We start from the raw sequence: 18,188 nt of genomic DNA, 5'->3' as shown, positions 1-18,188 counted from the left end.
CGATCAAACCTTGGCGCGTGACTTGTACTCGTTGGTACGAGTATCGATTTCGATATGGTCGCCGATATCGCAGAACTCGGAAACTTTCAGTTCGAAACCGGTGTTCAGACGAGCAGTCTTCATCACCTTGCCAGACGTATCACCACGAACAGCCGGCTCGGTGTAAGCGATCTGACGAACGATAGTGGTCGGCATCTCGATAGAGATTACACGATCATTGTAGAAAACAGCTTCGCAGACGTCAGTCATGCCGTCTTCGATGTAGTTAACCGCATCGCCCAGGTCGTCTTTTTCGATCTCGTACTGGTTGTATTCATTGTCCATGAACACGTACAGCGGATCGGCGAAGTAGGAGTAGGTTACTTCCTTGCGATCCAGAATGACTGGTTCCAGCTTGTCGTCAGCACGGAATACCGTTTCGGTACTGCTGCCGGAAAGCAGGCTCTTCAGCTTCATCTTGACCACTGCAGCGTTACGGCCGGACTTGTTGTACTCAGCCTTCTGGATGACCCAGGGAGCGTTGTCGATCATGGCCACTTGGCCGGCACGGAACTCTTGTGCGGTTTTCATGCGGTTATCCGTTTGGAAGAAGATAGAAAATCAAGCGCCGTATAATAGCCGCTCTGTATGGAATTGTACTAGCGTTGACGCCAAGTCATTGAGTTCACTCTGTCGGGCACACCAGTTTTCCGCATGAGCGGTCATTTCGGCTTCATGTTTTGACCATTCACGCCAGGCCTGCCCAAGAGATCCTTCTCCGTTCCATGCGTGCCATAGCGTACGCGTAGCTACCTGCGCAGCCGGGCTTGCTCCGACGAGATACCGGTCCAGGAACGCATCCAGCTTGAGCATATGGGCACGCTCTTCCTGCGGATAGATATGCCAGATGAAGGGTCGACCAGCCCACTGCGCTCGAATGAATGACTCCTCGCCCCGTGCAGCATTGAAGTCGCAGCACCATAAGAGCAGGTCATAGTCATCCTGCTGGCGGAACGGAACAATGCAGAGCCGCAACGCGCCTCGGTGATATTCCTCGCCTGCCTTTAACTCTTCAGCCTCCAGCCAATGGGCCACGTTACTTAATACACGGCCTTCAGGAATGAGCAGCAAGGTGGGCTCAGCGCCCTGGGCCAGTTCATCCAACCACTCCGATAGTGCTGGAATCTCATAGCTGAACAATGAAAGGATGCGCTCGCCAGGCGTCTGGGTAACGCCCAGGGCAGCCAGAAACCGTGCTTGTGCGTCAGTAGACGCCTGAAAGTGCAAACGCTTGTCGAGCAGATCCTGTTCTCTGAGCAGCCCTCCCGTTCCCTCAGTGAAGCCGGGAAAGAAAAAGTATTTCTGCATCCCCTGCTGCGGCGATGGAAGGCGATGGCAGCTCTCCACCCAGGCTTCGGCGCTCAGGTATTCAAGGTTGATCCAGAGGGGATGGGAGGCACGTCGAGCCATTGCGTCGATATAGGGAGCCGGCAATGGACAGCCAAACGCTTCGACAACGACCTCTGCCGGAATGACATCGTCGGGCCATACGGCTGTCCACCGATGCACTTCGACGCCCAGATGACGCTGGACAGGATCATCACTGGTGCCTGCGGCTGGATGAATACGTGCAAAGGACGACCAGTCATCCACCCACAAGCGTACCTGCTGACCATGCTCGGCTACCAGCTGACGCGCAAGGCGCCATGTCACACCAATGTCGCCATAATTATCGACGACACTGCAAAAGATATCCCACGAAGCGTTCATTCATCCTCACTGCTCAGCGGATGACGCACTCAGCGTCACAACCGGACGGCATTTAGCCAGACACAGCGCTCAGGTCAACTAGAAATAAGGGAAACAGACAGATGCCATCAAAACGCCATTCGTCCTGAGAAAAAATCGTTCGGTCAGAAGGCGCCGGATAGACCTTTAAGCAGTGGGAATAGCCGCCGATAATTTGCACTGGTTCACAAAATGAATCGAGTGGATTAAGGAAATCAAATTCAAGACATGGCTGCGACCGGACAGACTGTACTCAAGACACAGATCGCAGGCGGTAGTGGGGCAACTCTATTATGGCGGCCCTTGATGACGCTTTTATTTCCAAGTGCCTTATCCATTGCACCTTACGCCGCTGGGTGCACTAGAAATAAACGCGGCAAAGCCCAGATGCTTTGCAAACAGGAGCAATACCAGAATGGCTACCCTGCCCGTTACTGAGATCGTTGCCACAGGCAACAGTGGTCGTGAAGACGTTTCCACGCTAATTCGTCATTACGATTTGCAAAATTTCCGCTACGCTGAGATTCAGACTGTACAGAATCTGAATAAAGCGTTGGCCGAATGGCCTCTTCTCCTGGAGACGCTTCAGGTCGTACTACCGACTCAAGAGCAAGCCAAACTGAAGAATGCCTCATAAAATATGCACGTTATAGCCGTCCAGGGAATACGGGGCGGCTGTGGAACCACCTCAGTAGCCGCAGGCCTGGCGGCCAGTCTAGCCACCTTACAGAAGCATGTTCTGCTGATCGATCTTTGCCCCAGCAATCTACTGGGACTGCACTTTGGCTTATCCGTTACAGAGGATGCCGGATGGGCACAGGCTCTCGCCGAAGGATACCCCTGGCAAAGCACCGCCTTCCTTTATAAAGAGCACATCTGGCTGCTGCCCTTTGGTCGTCCGACCTCGCTTTCCCATCTACATGAGCTGGCTGCAGACTGGTTGCCCACATCCCTGCGCGCACTTGCGATGCCGGACGATACCTATGTGATTTTCGACGTGCCACAGCACTCGAGCTTTCGCGAGGCACTAGGTCAGATTACGGACCTGCAATGGATTCAAATCGTGCAGGCCGATCCCGCCTGCCATGCCCTGATTAATCAGCAGTCGCTGGTGGGCCAGCTGAATACACCCAACCGCTTCTGGCTGGTGAACCGTTACCAACCCGCTTACAAGCTCTCTCGGGATCTCATACAACTCTGGCGCCTGGTCCTGGGCAGGACACTGATTTCAACCATCATCCACGAGGATGAAGCTGTACGCGAGGCCCTGGCCCTGAAGCGGCCGCTCGCAGATAGCGCTCCGGCCTCTCTGGCCAGCCACAACTTCCTTTCGCTGGCTACATGGAGCGTGGCGCAGGCAGGCGCCACATGATCCTGGCACCGGCTGCCAAATCCTGGCTTTCGCTGTACTACCACAAGAGCCGCGAGCGCCATCGCGCGCCGGTTGCCTTACTGATGACGGCATTGTGGCTACTGGGCTGGACATTCCTGCGATTCGAGCGCCCCACCTGGCAATGGGTCGCCATCAACTGGCGTGCGCTGTACCCTCAGTTATCCACGCGGCGCCTGGGCAATCCTCTCAGAACTGTCATGCAAAGTATCTGGCTTATTCTGGTCAGGCCCGTCAATGGCAAAGGTCCCGATTACCTGGCTGCTCTCTCCAAGGGTTTCCAACGTTTTCCTGCCCTGCTTGAACATCGGCGTCGCCTCTATCGTTCAGCCGCACGCCTGCCGGAACGTTTGCCACTCGCTACGCTGAAAGAAGAGACCTGGTCGTCTCTTTCGGTTAGAACGAAATGTATCTTAGGTGGTGCCTTTGCGCTTATTGCCACGCCGCTTTTGCTGCTTTGCGTAACGCAGCCATTCGAGATCGGCCAGCAGATCGTTTTTATCGCCATGCTATGGGCGCTGGCAATGGTCATTCGCAAGATGCCGGGGCGCTTCCCGACGTTAGCGCTTATTATCCTTTCGCTGCTTGTATCGTGTCGGTATTTCTGGTGGCGCTATACGCAGACGCTGAACTGGGAGCACCCCATGGACGTCGTGTGCGGTCTGCTCCTGCTACTGGCAGAAACCTATTCCTGGCTGGTACTGATCCTTGGGTACTTCCAGACAATCTGGCCGCTGGATCGCAAGCCCTATCCGCTCCCCCTCAACATTGCCGAATGGCCTTCGGTCGATATTTATATTCCCACCTATAACGAAGACCTGTCTGTCGTTCGGTCGACGGTACTGGCCTCCCTGGGTATCGACTGGCCAAAAGACAAGCTGAACATCTACATTCTTGATGACGGTAAACGGGAGTCATTTCGCCAGTTTGCCGCGGAAGTTGGGGTGTACTATCTGATTCGCTCGGATAATCGCCACGCCAAGGCAGGCAATCTGAATGCGGCCATGAAAGTCACCAAAGGTGATTTCCTGGTGATCTTTGACTGCGACCATATTCCGACCAGCTCTTTTCTACAGATGACCATGGGCTGGTTCCTGAAAAGCCCAAAGTTGGGCGTTATGCAGACGCCTCACCATTTTCTGTCGCCAGACCCCTTCGAGCGAAACCTGGGTAACTTCCGGCGTACGCCGAACGAGAACACCCTGTTTTACGGTCTGGTCCAGAACGGAAACGACATGTGGGACGCCACGTTCTTCTGCGGCTCCTGCGCCATTTTGCGGCGCACCGCCGTGGAAAGCATCGGTGGTTTCGCCGTGGAAACCGTAACCGAGGATGCTCACACGTCCCTGCGTCTCCACCGCAACGGCTGGACGTCCGCTTATATTCGTATTCCCCAAGCAGCCGGCCTCGCCACCGAAAGCCTCTCAGCCCATATCGGCCAGCGAATTCGCTGGGCACGGGGCATGGTGCAGATCTTCCGCCTGGACAATCCGCTGATGGGCAAAGGCCTCTCGCTTCCCCAGCGACTCTGCTATTGCAACGCAATGCTACATTTTCTCGCCGGCGTACCCAGGCTCATCTACCTGCTTTCACCATTGGCCTTCCTGATCCTGCATGCGTATATCCTGTATGCCCCGGCGCTGCTGATTCTGCTGTTCGTTCTGCCTCACATCGCCCATGCCAGCATTACCAATTCGCGCATCCAGGGTCGGTACCGTTATTCCTTCTGGAGCGAGATCTACGAGACGGTGCTGTCCTGGTACATCGCCCGGCCTACCACAGTGGCGCTGATCAATCCGCACAAGGGTAAATTCAACGTAACGGCTAAAGGGGGACTGGTTGAGGAAAACGTCTTTGACTGGACGATCTCGAAGTCCTTTCTGTTCCTGGCTGGATTGAATGTGGTAGGCCTGCTGTTTGGTGTCTATCGTTACGTTACCGGCCCAGCCGTCGAACAAGGCACTGTCATCATCAGCATGCTCTGGACCGTCTATAACCTGATTATCCTTGGAGGCGCCATTGCAGTTGCCGCAGAAGTTCGTCAGGTTCGTCGTACCCATCGCGTCGACTTGAGACTGCCTGCCGCCATACGCCTGATAGGCGGCCACGTTTATGCGTGTACGCTGACGGACTACTCCGACGGCGGTGTAGGACTGGAGCTGCCGCCAGAGCTGGACCTCAAGACGGACGAGCAGATCTTTCTGCAACTAAAGCGCGGCCTTGAGGAGTACAGCTTTGCCACTCGCGTTCGGAACCAGCGAGGCCGGGTGGCAGGGCTAGAGCTTGAACCGATGGATGTTCAGACACGCATCAATTTTGTGCAGTGTACGTTTGCACGTGCCGACACTTGGGCCCAATGGCAGGAAAGTTTCGTGCAAGACAGTCCGCTACGCAGCATCCTGGCCATTATCCGGGTCGGATTATCAGGTTATAAACGCATGCTGCAGCACTCCCCCAGGTTTTCCCGTCCGTTTATCAAGGGCTCGGTATGGCTGGTGGAGAAACTCGTGTCGTTCATACCTGTAACCCCTGTCCTACCGCCAAAACGAACACAACAGCAAGGATAAGCATGAAAGGCGTAATCCGCTTTCTCATCGCAGCGGCTCTCTTGACCTGCGCTCCCTGGACTACCGCGGCGCCTACGGTTGCGCCTGCTCCCAACACGACACCCGTTGCCCCACCGGTACAGGAGCGGCAGCTGGGCTTCAATCAGATCTCATCAGCGGGAAACCTGACGACCCGTAATGTCTTGAGAAATCTCTACGCATCGTTTGGGTTACGTAGCGATGAGGTCGTCACAGGCGCTCGACTCCATTTGGTGTATACCCCCTCGCCGGCGCTGATTCCGGTGCAGTCGCACCTGAAAGTCTATCTGAACAATGAGTTGATGGGGGTATTGCCTATCAATCAGGCGGATCTGGGCAAGGAAATTACTCGGGATCTACCGCTCGATGCCCAGTTTATTTCTGATTACAACAACGTGCGCTTTGAGTTGGTTGGCCACTATGCCCCCATTTGCGAAGACCCGCTGCACTCCAGCCTATGGGTTGACTTCAGCGCGAAAAGCCAGCTGCTCCTGAGCACTCAGGCACTAAAGATCCAGAATGACTTATCCAAATTACCAGAGCCCTTTTTCGATCAGCGCGACCCGGCGGCCCTGAGCGTTCCATTCATCTTTGCAGATCGTCCCAACAGTGCCCAGCAGACCGCTGGCGCGGTGATAGCCTCCTGGTTTGGAACGCTGAGCGGCTGGCGAGGCGCCAGCTTCCCGACTTCTTTTGGACACCTGCCCATCCAAGGCAATGCCGTTGTGTTTGCAACGAATGCACAGTTGCCTGCGTTGATTGAAGGGTATGCGGAGGTGACAGCACCGACCATTGAGATTGTCGAGAATCCGCAAAATCCCTACGGGAAGCTGTTACTAATCCTTGGGCGCGACGACAACGACCTGCTGACTGCAGCGAAAGCTGTCGCCTTGGGCGCTGTTACGCTACGAGGGCAATCCACCACCGTGGACTCTCTGCAAACCCTGGCACCCCGCCAACCCTACGATGCCCCAAATTGGGTTTCACTGGATCGCCCTACTCGATTGGGCGAGCTGATGGATTATCCCAATCAGCTGGAAGTCACCGGCATGGTGCCGCGACCGATTACGCTGGCGTTTAATATTCCGCCGGACCTCTTCGTGTGGCGTAATCGCGGTATCCCGCTGGATCTTAAATACCGCTACACGCCCCCGCTCCGTGACGATACGGCCCTGTTGACGGTCAACGCCAACAACCAGTTCATCAAGGCCTTTACGCTGAGCAAGAATGCCAACCAGAGCATGGGCGGTGTTAATCTGCCAATTCTTAACGAAAATCTGCTAGGGACCAGTACCGGCTTTCAAGTGCCGTCACTCAAGCTAGGGGCTCGCAATGAGCTGCGTTTTGATTTTTCTTTCGGCGCCTTCCCGGCCAATGGCGACAATACCAGCTGTAGCACGACGCTTCCGCTCAATGTTCAGGCCGCAATCGATCCGGACTCGAGCATTGATTTTTCTTCGCTCTATCACTACAAGGCTATGCCCGATCTACGCGCCTTTGTCAGTGCCGGATATCCCTTTACTCGCCTTGCCGATCTATCCCAGACGCAGGTAATGATGCCCTCGCAGCCAACGCCGGAACAGACAGGCCTTTTGTTTACGTTGATGGGACGCATGGGGGCCATTACAGGCTATCCCGCGACACAGGTCTCCATTGGTGATGACTGGTCAACCATAAAGAAAGGCGAACGCGACGTTCTGATAATAGGTGAAATTCCCGAGCAGGCTCGGACCGAGTTGGACAAGAATATGACAGCGTTCGTGGATGAGACCCGAACGTCGCTCATGCTTCCCAACCGCAAGACATCCCGCCTTGAGTCACCGCTACAGGACACCGGGTCTGCCATGGCAGACACACAATTGCAAACGTCGTCGTCGGGGCCGATCTCGGCGCTGGTCGGGTTTGAATCCCCATACGCTAGCTCGCGCAGCGTAGTCGCTCTGATGGGTTATGGCGAAAACAGCTATCAGCAGCTGCAAGAGGCCTTGAGCCAGAATACCGGGCTTGAGAATGTCACCGGGTCCGTCAGTCTTTTCCGCGGAGACCGGATCGACAGTCATATCGTAGGAGAGCCTTACTACGTAGGCAGCCTGCCCTGGTGGCTGCTTCTCTGGTATCACCTGTCCGCACATCCGCTGCTACTGGCATTCATTGCAATCGTGACCACACTGATATTGGCTGCCCTGCTCTGGAATGTCCTCCGCTGGCTGGCGCGCCGTCGCCTGCAGGAACAGGAGTAACCTTCATGAAAAAAGTGCTTGCCTCCCTCTGTCTGATCAGTCTCGCCAGCCCCGTCTCGGCTGCCTGCCAGTGGCCGGCTTGGGAAAGTTTCAAGCGCGGGTTCATCGAAAATGGCAGGGTGATTGATCGCAGCGACGAGCGCGCAATTACGACATCGGAGGGGCAATCCTACGCGCTCTTTTTCGCCCTGGTGGCAGGTGACCGAACCACGTTTCAGCGTTTAGTCAACTGGACGCAGGGCAACCTGAGCCAGGGAGACTTTTCCAAACACCTGCCCGCCTGGCTCTGGGGGCGAGCGGAAAACGGCAACTTTCAAATACTGGATGACAACGCAGCTTCCGATGCCGACCTCTGGATTGCCTACAGCCTTCAGGAAGCCTCACGCCTCTGGCGGATTCACAATTACCAGACGTTATCCAATCGGCTTCTGCAGCAGATCGAAAAGCAGGAAGTCGCGCGGGTTGAGGGGCTTGGTCCGGTGCTTCTGCCCGCCCCGGTCGGTTTTACCGACGATGACAGCTGGACGCTAAACCCCAGCTACACGCCGCTCTTTTTGCTCAGCAGCTTCGCTTACAAGCATCCGGAAGGCCCCTGGCAAGGCATGATTGCTCCTACGCTGCGACTGCTAAACGAAACCGCGCCCAAAGGCTTTGCACCTGACTGGATTGATTGGCGATCAGGCGCCTGGCATGGCTCCGAGCGGAGCGGCTGGCAAGGCAGTTATAACGCCATTCGTGTTTACCTGTGGGCAGGTATGCAGGCGCCTGGATCAGCCGGCCGGGATAGCCTGCTTTCGCGCTTTCAGCCCATGCAGACTTATATCTCGCAACGGGGGTACCCGCCCGAAGAGGTCAATGCCGAGACAGGGACTACTCAAAACCGCGGGCCTTTAGGCTTCTCGGCGGCTGTACTTCCGCTTCTGGCAAGCCTGGGTGACAAGGCGGCTCTCGACGCTCAGCTAACCCGTCTGAAGCAGGAGCCGCTCGAGGCAGATGCCTATTATGGCAATGTCCTGTCGCTGTTTGGACGAGGCTGGCAAGAAGGTCGCTTCCGCTTCAACGTTCATGGTGAATTGCAGTTGCCGGATACCGCTGCATGCCCACGCTGATTGTTCTGCTGTCTCTTCTATTGGTTAGCCTGTCGGCCCAGGCCGAGGGGCCCGTTACGCCGGAGGATCGGCTAATGGCGCAAGTCAGGGCTGGCGAGGCGCGTAACAAAGATGACCTGATCGAAGACAGCCTTTACCGCCTTTTCAAAGTGGCACCTGATCATCCGGAAGGCTTGGCTGCCCTCGCCCGCCTGAGGTTAAGACAGAACAAGCCTCAGGAAGCACAGTCTGCACTGGAGCATCTGGAAAAGGTTGCTCCGGGTTCGCAGGCATTGAGTCTGGTACGGCTTGATATCGAGCTTGATCAGCCAAAGAAAAAATCGCAGCTTCTTCAAGCCAGGCTGCTCGCCCGGGCGGGTCGCTATGACGAAGCCCTGAAGCTATACGATGAGCTATTCAAGCCAGGCCTGCCGTCGCCGGAATACGAGCTGGAATACTGGCAAGCGGTTGCCAATACGCCGCAGGGTCATACCAGAGCCCTACAGGGTATTCAATCACTGGTAAATCGCTATCCGCAAAGTGGCAATTATCGGCTGGCGCTGGTCAGACAGCGCCTCGATCTGAATCGTTATGATCCAGAAGCCTATAAGGACCTGGAAAAGCTCAGTCAGGACCCCTACGCCCGCCAGGGCGCCTCTGCAGTATGGCTGGACCAACTCCAGCGAATGCCAGTTGAAGATCGGGCTGTCACGCTCTGGAAGCGTTACCTTGAGTCCTACCCGGATGCAGCTCCTATCGCCCACGAGGGATTAGCCGCGCAGCAGCAACTGCTGGCAAACCCGACTTTCAGAGCCAAGCAAAGGGCTCAGCAGCTTCTGGAGCAAAACTCACAGGACTATGCTGCTATCGAGCGCGCCCTGCAGCAGGCCCTCAAGGGCTTTCCCAATGATTCAGATGCGTTAGGCAATCTGGGAAGACTACGGCAGCGCGAAGGTAGGCATCAGGAAGCGTTGGCGCTTTACCAACAGGCCCTGGCCAGCGAACAAAACATCGACCAGCGAGCCCAATGGCAAAGCCTGATCAACACAGCCCAATTCTGGGCAACCCTCAATGACGGGGATACTGCATTGCGTGCAGGCAATTACACTGCAGCGACAAAGGCCTACCAGAACGCTGCCAGACTGCAACCTCGCGCCGTAGAGCCCTTGACGGGCCTTGCCGATGTCTATGCAGCGCAGGGTGATACGAACAGAGCCGAGCAGACCTACAAGCGGGCGCTGGCCTATGACCGTCGAAACGGTCCAGCACTACGGGGCCTCATCAACCTTTATCTTGAGCAAAACCAGATCGACACGGCCAAATCTCTTATCGCCTCCCTTCCCCAGGATCAGCGTCAACGTTATACACCTGAGTTGAACCGGATTCAGGCGAACATCTTGTCGCGCGAGGCCGATGCCCATGCCGCCAAAGGTCAATGGGCAACCGCTGAGCACAAGCTGACAGAAGCCCTTGAGCTGCAGCCGCAGGATCCCTGGCTGGCCTATAACCTTGCTAGAGCGCGCGCAGCACTGGGTAATCCAAAGGCAGAAGACGCCTTTGCAAATCAGCTGCGTCAGCGCTCCACTGATCCGGTCCTGCGGTATGCCCACGCGCTCTTTCTCGACAGTCAGAACCAGGCGCAAAGGGCGCTTGATAGCCTGCGTCAAGTCCCGGCCAACCAGTGGAGTGAGGATATGCACAGCCTTGCCTATCGACTGGATTATGGCCTGACCCTGGCTCAAGCGCGCGATTTAAACAATCAGGGCCGCACCCAGGATGCGACCGCCCTGCTTGAAAAGACACGTACGCGCTTTCCCAAGGAAGCGGGTATTCCTCTCCTGCTGGGCGAGTGGTCGGTATTAGGTGGACATCCTGACGAGGCCAAACGTTATTACCGTGCAGCTCAGGTACTTGAGCCTGACAATATAGAAGCCGGACTCAGCCTGGCAGAGCTTGCCCATCAGCAGAGCCTTGATATCCAGGCACGGCGCCAGCTGGCCGAGCTGTCCTCCAAAGCAGCCACTGCAGGACAGCAACGTCGGATGGCCAATCTTTGGTCAGAACTGGGAGAGCCGGAGAAAGCTAACCACTACATGAATGCAGCACTGGAGATCGAAACCAGCGATCCATTCCTGTGGCGCGACGCGGCGCGACTCGCCAGGCATAATCAGCAGCCGAACCTGGCGCTTGATCGCTATCGCCAGGCCATGCGCACAAGCAACATGGGCGATCCGGGCCAAAACGATGCGCAGTTCACCCGGCAAACCCGAGTACAACCTGACGACGACTGGCTCAACCGCAGCATTCGCAGCGATACCGCTGAGCTTTATCAACAGCAGACCGCTACTGCGACACTGCAATATGACGCATGGGACAGCTCAGGCACACCGGGTATATCGGACCTCAAAGCCCATTATCTACGCTTTGAAGCTGATCATCCCCTCAGGGATGGCAAAGGCTTTTTCCGGGCGGAAACCATTACGATGGATAATGGCAGCCTGGGAAACATTCTTGAGCAGAACAACTTTGGAAGTGTCGCCCTCTGCCAGACCCGTGAGGAATGCAGTCGCGGGCATATCAACCAACGTGCCCAAGGTACCAGCCTGGCTGTTGGCTGGCGTGGGCAAGACACCCAATGGGACGTAGGTACTACGCCGCTGGGGTTTCCAGTACAGGATATCGTAGGGGGCGTACGCCTGAGCGGCGATCTTGAGCCCCTTGGCTGGACAATGGATATTTCCCGCCGCGCCCTGTCCACGTCCTTATTGGCCTATGCAGGTACTGAAGACCCTCGCACAGGCAAAACCTGGGGTGGCGTCCGCACCAATGGGGTATCGCTTGGTTTGAGCTACGACCAGGGCGGCTTCTATGGCATCTGGTCGAGCCTGCAGGCTCATCGTCTGACTGGTAAAAACGTGGAAAGCAATGATCGCCTGCGCCTGATGAGTGGAATCTACTTTCGCCTGATCGACGAGCCCAATCGACGCCTGCGGGTTGGCAGTAACGTCATGTACTGGCACTTCAAGGAAAACCTGAGCGGTTATACGTTCGGCCAGGGAGGCTATTATAGCCCACAGCAATACCTGTCCTACTCTGTCCCGATCAACTTTGCGCAACGCTGGGATGCTTGGTCGTTTTACGCCGAAGCATCAGCCAGCTACTCGTGGGTGAAAGAGGATGATGCGGATTACTTCCCGACAAAGTCCGCCTGGCAGCGCGAAGCAGGAAATCCTGTACTGACGGGAGGCCGCAGCAAAGGCCTTGGCTATCGAGCCAGCTTTTCGCTGGAGCGTCGTCTTTCGCCCAACTGGTTCATCGGTACGTCTGCCGGAATCGAGCGCTCCGTGGGGAGTGACTACAAACCCAACCAGGCACTCGTGTACCTGCGCTACAGTTTTGCTCCCTGGGAAGGCGATCTCAGGATGCCGCCCGAGCCACTTCAGGAATATGCACAGTTCAATTAAACCCAGGCCAGCCTGAAAGAGATTTTCAGGAACCCTGGGCATCTGGGTCAGTCCCTTCCCTGTAACCAACAGCCCGCCTGCTCTCGTTGAACAGGTACAGCGCTGACCCTGGATGATCCACAGGAGTGAGACATGACCCAATCCCAAAACGAAAATCGCCGCATCGTAATGGCCTCGCGCCCGCAAGGCGCACCGACGCAAGAGAACTTTCGTCTGGAGCGCGAGCCTCGCCCTGAGCCAAAAGACGGTGAAGTATTGCTGCGCACGGTCTACCTGTCTCTCGACCCCTACATGAGGGGCCGGATGAGCGATGCGAAATCTTATGCCGATCCGATGCAAGTGGGCGATGTGATGGTAGGAGGCACGGTTTGCCGCGTGGAAAGCTCCCGACATCCGGACTACAAGGAAGGCGAATGGGTATTAGCTGCTAATGGCTGGCAGGATTATGCCGTCTCCAATGGCGATGGTCTCAACAAGCTCGGCGATAACCCGGAGCATCCCTCTTGGTCATTGGGCGTTCTTGGAATGCCTGGTTTTACTGCTTACATGGGGCTGCTTGATATTGGACAGCCCAAGGAGGGTGAAACCGTTGTGGTTGCCGCGGCCACCGGTCCCGTTGGCTCGACGGTGGGACAGATTGCCAAGCTCAAGGGCTGCCGCGTTGTAGGAATCGCGGGCGGAGCCGAAAAATGCCAGCATGCCGTAGAAGCCCTGGGCTTTGATGAATGCATCGACCACCGGAGTGAGCATTTTGCCGAGGCACTGGCCAAGGCCTGCCCTAAGGGTATCGACGTGTATTTTGAAAACGTAGGCGGCAAGGTATTCGATGCGGTTCTGCCTCTCCTGAACACCAAGGCACGCGTACCGGTGTGCGGTCTGATCGCCACTTACAACAAGGATCCAAAGGATCTGCCTGACGGCAAGGATCGCCTCCCGATGCTGGAGGCTACGTTCCTGCACAAGCGCATTCGCATGCAAGGGTTCATCATCACCATGGACTATGGCGACCGTTACGGTGAGTTCCTGGAAAACATGACGCCCTGGGTAAGCGAAGGCAAGATCAAGTACCGCGAGCAGGTCGTGGACGGTCTGGAAAACGCCCCTGACGCGTTTACGGGCCTCCTGGAAGGCAAGAACTTTGGTAAGCTGGTCGTCCGGGTCGGCAACGACTGAAGCTAGCGCCAGAAAGGCCAGCCGTACATTACGACTGGCCTTTCTCGCTTACTTCCCCCGCTCCGGATACTTGATCCAGCTTTTACCATCCAGCCTCAAATAATGCGTGCTGTTGAAACGCATCATCACACTGCCTTCGTTTTCCGCCACCACATGATCCAGCTGCGGCAGGCTGGTAATAACGGCATTCAGGTCGAAATTCGGATTTTTCCAGGCAGCGCCATCCACCAAGTGATTGATCAATTCCGACAACGCAAAGTAGCTGGCAGGCGTACGGATATGAACAGGCGCCCCACTCAACGTCGCCTTGGCATTGATGAGTTTGACGCCGGCCGGAATGTGCGTCACGGTAGGGCTTGGAATTTCTCGCATACCCTTGATCTGCATGAGATCGCCTCGCAATGCGGCGCCATGCTCGGACACGATCACCAGCAGAACCGGCTTTCCAGAAGCCTGGAGGCGATCAATAAATCCGCTCAGGTCATCTAGTACGTTTTGCAGACGCGGCTTGTATTCTGCCGTGACCGTCTTGCCGGACGTTGGATCAATGACCCGATTCCCGTCGTGCAGCGAGATTGTGTTATAGAACATCGCCTCGCGCGCTGACGCATTGTCTAGTCGCTGTTGCCACCATTTGGAGAGCACTTGTCCATCACGGTAAATGGGCGAGCCATCAAAGCCCGTCATGACGGGCCGCAAGTCCCCAAACGGGAAAAGAGTCGCCTGCATATCACCGTTGTCTTTGACCTGCCCGATCAGATTATCGAAGCGACCGGTATGGTTCATGACCATAGCCTCGTCAAAACCCAACTGCTTGAGATTTTCGAAGAGAAAGCACTGCTTGCTGGCAGGCTGATACAACCCGGCATTAGGCAACTGGCCGCAGCTCGCTCGAAGCAGCCTCAATACAGCTGGTCCGCTGTAAGTAGCGGCCGAATTGAAGTCATCAAACAGCACGTCCATCTTGTTCCAGAGCGGATGCTGACTGAGTCCGACATCCTCCATGTCGTCCCAGGCCAACGAGCAGATATTCAGGATCAGCACGTCAAAGGGGGCCGCGTCGCTACCTAGAGCTGGAGGGAACTGGCTGACCAGAGTGCTCTGATGGGTATAAAAATCACTGAGTGTTGCATTGAGATTAGCATCGGTTGGCTCTACCGTTCCGCCCGCCACCGGCCTGGGCACAGGCGACGCCTGTCCTCCAGGCTGTACAGCCGTGGTTGGGACGTCTACAAGTGTTGGTCCTGCGGCAGGGTTTAATGAACGCCAGAAGGTTGTCTGGCCAGCCATCAGAATCGTTACCAAGGCTACAACCGTTACCGCCGTGAAACGTATCCACTGACTGAAGAACAGGTACCCCACCAACAGCACGAGACCTGCGGCCAGCCAGGAAGTATTAATGAACCGCCCTACCAGCTCAAGGATATAGTCAAAGCTGAACGCCGATATCTCAGCAGACTGGGCAAAGAGCCGGCTGACAGGGGGTAGCCAGGTGTCATATAGATAAAGCGACACGCCAATGGGAATCGCCACGACATGCCTCAGACGGTGCAGCCATACCGGCGGCAGCGGCACCAACAGAAAAGCCGCAAAGGCCAAATTCTCCAACGCATGAAAATTTAGCAGGCCTTGCCAGACCAGCACGAATTTGGTGAGGAAGTAATAATTCCAGAAGCCCAACCCTCGCCAGTATTGAAGCGCGGTGGGTGGCGGCAGCAGTGGTCTATCGGTCATAAACACATCTTCAATCAAGGCGTCCTGCCCGCTCAAGGCGATAGCGAGGCGTAGTCGAATGGATGACGGAGCATAAACGTCCGCCAGGTTTACTGATTACCCCGCCCTTTTGTCTCGCCATCACGAATCTTGCCCCCTTTAAGCTCTATCGAGGGTTTCAGGTAACGAGGCCTTTGTGTCTTGTGAAATATCCAATCCAGTATGGCCTTCCAAGCCGAGCGCAGCAAAAAACCCGCCAGAAAGGCCAGAATGCCGGTCAGAATGATGGCGTAGTGAAACAGCTCATCGCTCATGGGTTGCAGTCCTCTTTACCATAAGCGAAACACGCCTCAATACAGGCTGTGGCTCACCCGATTCGGGAGAGACATCTTTGATGTCAGCCGGCTCGGCAATACCTTTGAGCCGGAAGGCAAGGTCATCCGTATAGTCATGCTGGGCCGGTAGCGCATTCATTCGACTCAGCTCCAGCCCCAACCGCTCGGCGCTGTCATAAATCTCGACACTCGATGCCAGCGTATCGACAGAAACACGAAAAATATTTCGCAAGGCCGGTTCGATATCATTAAGGCGACACGCAAACAGATACAGGTACAAGCTTTGCTCGACCACCGTCACAAAATCGCCACGACGCTTCATGTCGCACTGTGCCAATAGATCCAGTGCGGTCAGACCATGGGCGGGCTTGAGCTTTAATACCATGCCGGGCAGCTCATCCTGTACGATGCGCTCCAGCTCGGCCTGTACACTGCCAATAAAAGTCTCTGCAGCCACATAGCCACGCATGAACTGGGGACGTAATGCCTGCAGGAGCTTATCGAAGTCCGTATCGCCCGTTCGCCGATAAATCTGTCCTTGTACACTTTGCAACTGACTAAAGAAACGGGATACATCGTTCAGGTACGGCACAACGAGGTTGGTACCCGCTGAAAAGAACAGCCGTTCATCCACGTGGCGAAGACACTGACTGATTTCACGAATCACAATCTTGAGCCGATTGCCTCGGGCAGCGCGTAAGCCATGGATCTGTCTTGCCAGCTCCTCTACCTTGCCCGCAGTTGCAATGCCCAGCACTACCGTAGCGGCATGGGCGCCATGGGCTGCATTAAGCAGATCTTCCAGTGAGTCAAACAGCTGCCAATGTCGGGAGGGTGCCTGTCGGCCTGCCAGGCATTCTCGCCAGGCCAGAACCACCTCGTCATCACGGTTACTGGTAGACACTTCCACATCAGCGGCATTGGCCAGTCGCAGGCCGGACTCACTCAGCTCAAGTGAGAAGTCAGCATGAAAAACGCCACCCTCCCCGCTACGCCAGTGATCAATATGGTAATGCACATGAAAGGCATGGCGCTCCATTTCACCCAGGCCGGATAACTCATCACTCAGCGGCGCCAGACGTGTCCGCTGCTGGACACCATCTCCCACCCCAATCATGAGCCATGTAGCCTTGTGCTTACGGACCCATCCGGCCAGATGAGCCAGCCGCTTTTTCAGCGCAGCCTCGGTCAGACTGTCCAATTGGCGAACATCGTACTGCACCACGATCAGCCGGCCGGCCAACCTGCCGTACCATTCAAGCTCTTCGGTCAACCGCTCCAGCCAGCGCTCATGGTTCTGTTCAGCTAGCGTATAAAACCGGACGTTAGTTTTATGAGCCAGCAGAACGTCGATCCAGCTGTCCTTGGGCCGGTCAGGCAATACGCAAATTGACGATACGTCCGAAGCCTGCTCATGGAGGGTTGACAGCAGCAACGTATCGGCCACCAGAGCCTGGTTAACCAACAACCAGTACAGGCCAGGCTGGCGCATATGGCCATATTGTTGAGGTAGGGAATGAATAGCGATGTGCAAACTGTTCGCCTTTGCCTGAAGATAAACACAGCATTGCAGACAACCCAGCGAACATCCAGTTGGCCACACGCCACAATCCCGGTTTTTGACAGTACCCAGGGGAAAAAGTCAGCCTAGCCATTCAATAGCCAGCAACTTGGCAAACAACAGTCGAGCGATTAAGCAGCGACCTCATAACCGCACCTACCACCATCCTTCCCGTATAGCCTTCAGGCCATCAGAAGTTTTGGCCATAAAAGGCAAGTCGCGGCGGACATGTCGCCACGACACGCTGCGGCTTGAGTCAACAGCGTCGGTGAAACAACCTCTTTCTTGATCTAAATCAAGACGTAAGACAGGAAAAGAAGATCTGACAAACGGTCAAGCCGTGCGGGAATGTTTGGGAAATTCCGTATCTAATACTCATCACGGAAAACGCTGCTCTTTGATCATGAAGTCACTTCTTCACCTGTCGGATCTCTCGCTTGGACGCTACCAGGTCAATACAGTGGTCGATTGCGATGGTAGCCTGACCATTACTGCAGCTCCCGTAACGGGGAATTCTCCGCTCACCTGGAAGCTGACCTCAGCGCAAGTCCAGAACCCTTTGCTGATGGACACTGTGCTAACGGACATAGAGCGCGAACTTCGCAAACCAACGTCTTTCAGCGAACCCTGCCTGCCGGATCTGACACTCGCAACTTACGCCCCAAGCGCTCGGTATCTAAAACGCTGACATCCTGCCCGTATATTCGGCAGAAATTTCACTCAGAATGCACAAAACCCCTGGAGCTTTCGCTCTCAGGGGTTTTGTTAATCTGGCGGTGAGGGTGGGATTCGAACCCACGATACGATTTCTCGTATACACACTTTCCAGGCGTGCTCCTTCAACCGCTCGGACACCTCACCAGAATTTTTCT

Annotated in this window: 12 protein-coding genes and 1 tRNA gene; 7 read left to right on the top strand and 6 right to left on the bottom strand. The window is 55.7% G+C overall.

Annotated elements, in window-relative coordinates:
• Window positions 1–3: 3 nt before the first annotated feature.
• Window positions 4–570 (bottom strand): elongation factor P, encoded by a 567-nt coding sequence (gene efp / locus JQR90_RS08520; RefSeq protein ID WP_010798023.1) that lies wholly within the window; start codon window positions 568–570, stop codon window positions 4–6.
• Between the two features lie 30 nt (window positions 571–600).
• Complete coding sequence (gene earP / locus JQR90_RS08515; protein WP_434140724.1) at window positions 601–1,749, bottom strand: elongation factor P maturation arginine rhamnosyltransferase EarP; 1,149 nt, start codon at window positions 1,747–1,749, stop codon at window positions 601–603.
• Between the two features lie 433 nt (window positions 1,750–2,182).
• Here earP and bcsR point away from each other — a divergent pair, with 433 nt between their 5' ends.
• From bcsR to JQR90_RS08480, 7 genes are all read left to right on the top strand, one after another.
• Window positions 2,183–2,404 carry a BcsR/BcsP family cellulose biosynthesis protein gene (gene bcsR / locus JQR90_RS08510; protein ID WP_010798021.1) on the top strand — a complete coding sequence of 74 codons (222 nt, stop codon included), beginning with the start codon at window positions 2,183–2,185 and terminating at the stop codon, window positions 2,402–2,404.
• A gap of 3 nt (window positions 2,405–2,407) precedes the next feature.
• Complete coding sequence (gene bcsQ, locus JQR90_RS08505) at window positions 2,408–3,139, top strand: cellulose biosynthesis protein BcsQ (RefSeq protein WP_122042768.1); 732 nt, start codon at window positions 2,408–2,410, stop codon at window positions 3,137–3,139.
• A complete protein-coding gene (bcsA, locus tag JQR90_RS08500; RefSeq protein ID WP_434140723.1) occupies window positions 3,136–5,724 on the top strand; it encodes a UDP-forming cellulose synthase catalytic subunit in 2,589 nt (862 codons plus the stop codon). The genes bcsQ and bcsA overlap by 4 nt, the downstream gene beginning before the upstream one ends.
• A gap of 2 nt (window positions 5,725–5,726) precedes the next feature.
• Entirely contained in the window at window positions 5,727–7,982 is a 2,256-nt protein-coding gene (bcsB, locus tag JQR90_RS08495; RefSeq protein ID WP_434140722.1) for a cellulose biosynthesis cyclic di-GMP-binding regulatory protein BcsB, read from the top strand.
• Window positions 7,983–7,987: 5 nt separating this feature from the next.
• Window positions 7,988–9,091, top strand: coding sequence for a cellulose synthase complex periplasmic endoglucanase BcsZ (gene bcsZ, locus JQR90_RS08490; protein WP_434140721.1), 1,104 nt, complete (start codon window positions 7,988–7,990; stop codon window positions 9,089–9,091).
• Window positions 9,079–12,534, top strand: a complete 3,456-nt coding sequence (bcsC, locus tag JQR90_RS08485; RefSeq protein WP_434140720.1) for a cellulose synthase complex outer membrane protein BcsC — start codon at window positions 9,079–9,081, stop codon at window positions 12,532–12,534. Before bcsZ ends, bcsC begins: the two co-directional genes overlap by 13 nt.
• Window positions 12,535–12,666: 132 nt before the next feature.
• Complete coding sequence (locus JQR90_RS08480) at window positions 12,667–13,707, top strand: NADP-dependent oxidoreductase (RefSeq protein ID WP_434140719.1); 1,041 nt, start codon at window positions 12,667–12,669, stop codon at window positions 13,705–13,707.
• Between the two features lie 48 nt (window positions 13,708–13,755).
• On the opposite strand, the gene bcsG is transcribed toward JQR90_RS08480, so the two are convergent.
• From bcsG to JQR90_RS08460, 4 genes are all read right to left on the bottom strand, one after another.
• On the bottom strand, window positions 13,756–15,441 hold the full coding sequence (gene bcsG, locus JQR90_RS08475) for a cellulose biosynthesis protein BcsG (RefSeq protein WP_434140718.1): 1,686 nt from the start codon (window positions 15,439–15,441) through the stop codon (window positions 13,756–13,758).
• A gap of 89 nt (window positions 15,442–15,530) precedes the next feature.
• Entirely contained in the window at window positions 15,531–15,734 is a 204-nt protein-coding gene (locus JQR90_RS08470; protein ID WP_010798013.1) for a hypothetical protein, read from the bottom strand.
• Window positions 15,724–17,289, bottom strand: coding sequence for a cellulose biosynthesis protein BcsE (gene bcsE / locus JQR90_RS08465; RefSeq protein WP_312271055.1), 1,566 nt, complete (start codon window positions 17,287–17,289; stop codon window positions 15,724–15,726). Before bcsE ends, JQR90_RS08470 begins: the two co-directional genes overlap by 11 nt.
• Window positions 17,290–18,087: 798 nt before the next feature.
• Window positions 18,088–18,177 (bottom strand) — tRNA-Ser (locus JQR90_RS08460).
• Window positions 18,178–18,188: the final 11 nt, after the last annotated feature.

Source organism: Pseudomonas sp. JZ114, assembly GCF_051027705.1.
Lineage (GTDB): Bacteria > Pseudomonadota > Gammaproteobacteria > Pseudomonadales > Pseudomonadaceae > Chryseomonas > Chryseomonas luteola.
The sequence above is the reverse complement of the archived record's forward strand: the minus strand, read 5'-3'. Positions and strand labels throughout refer to the sequence as shown.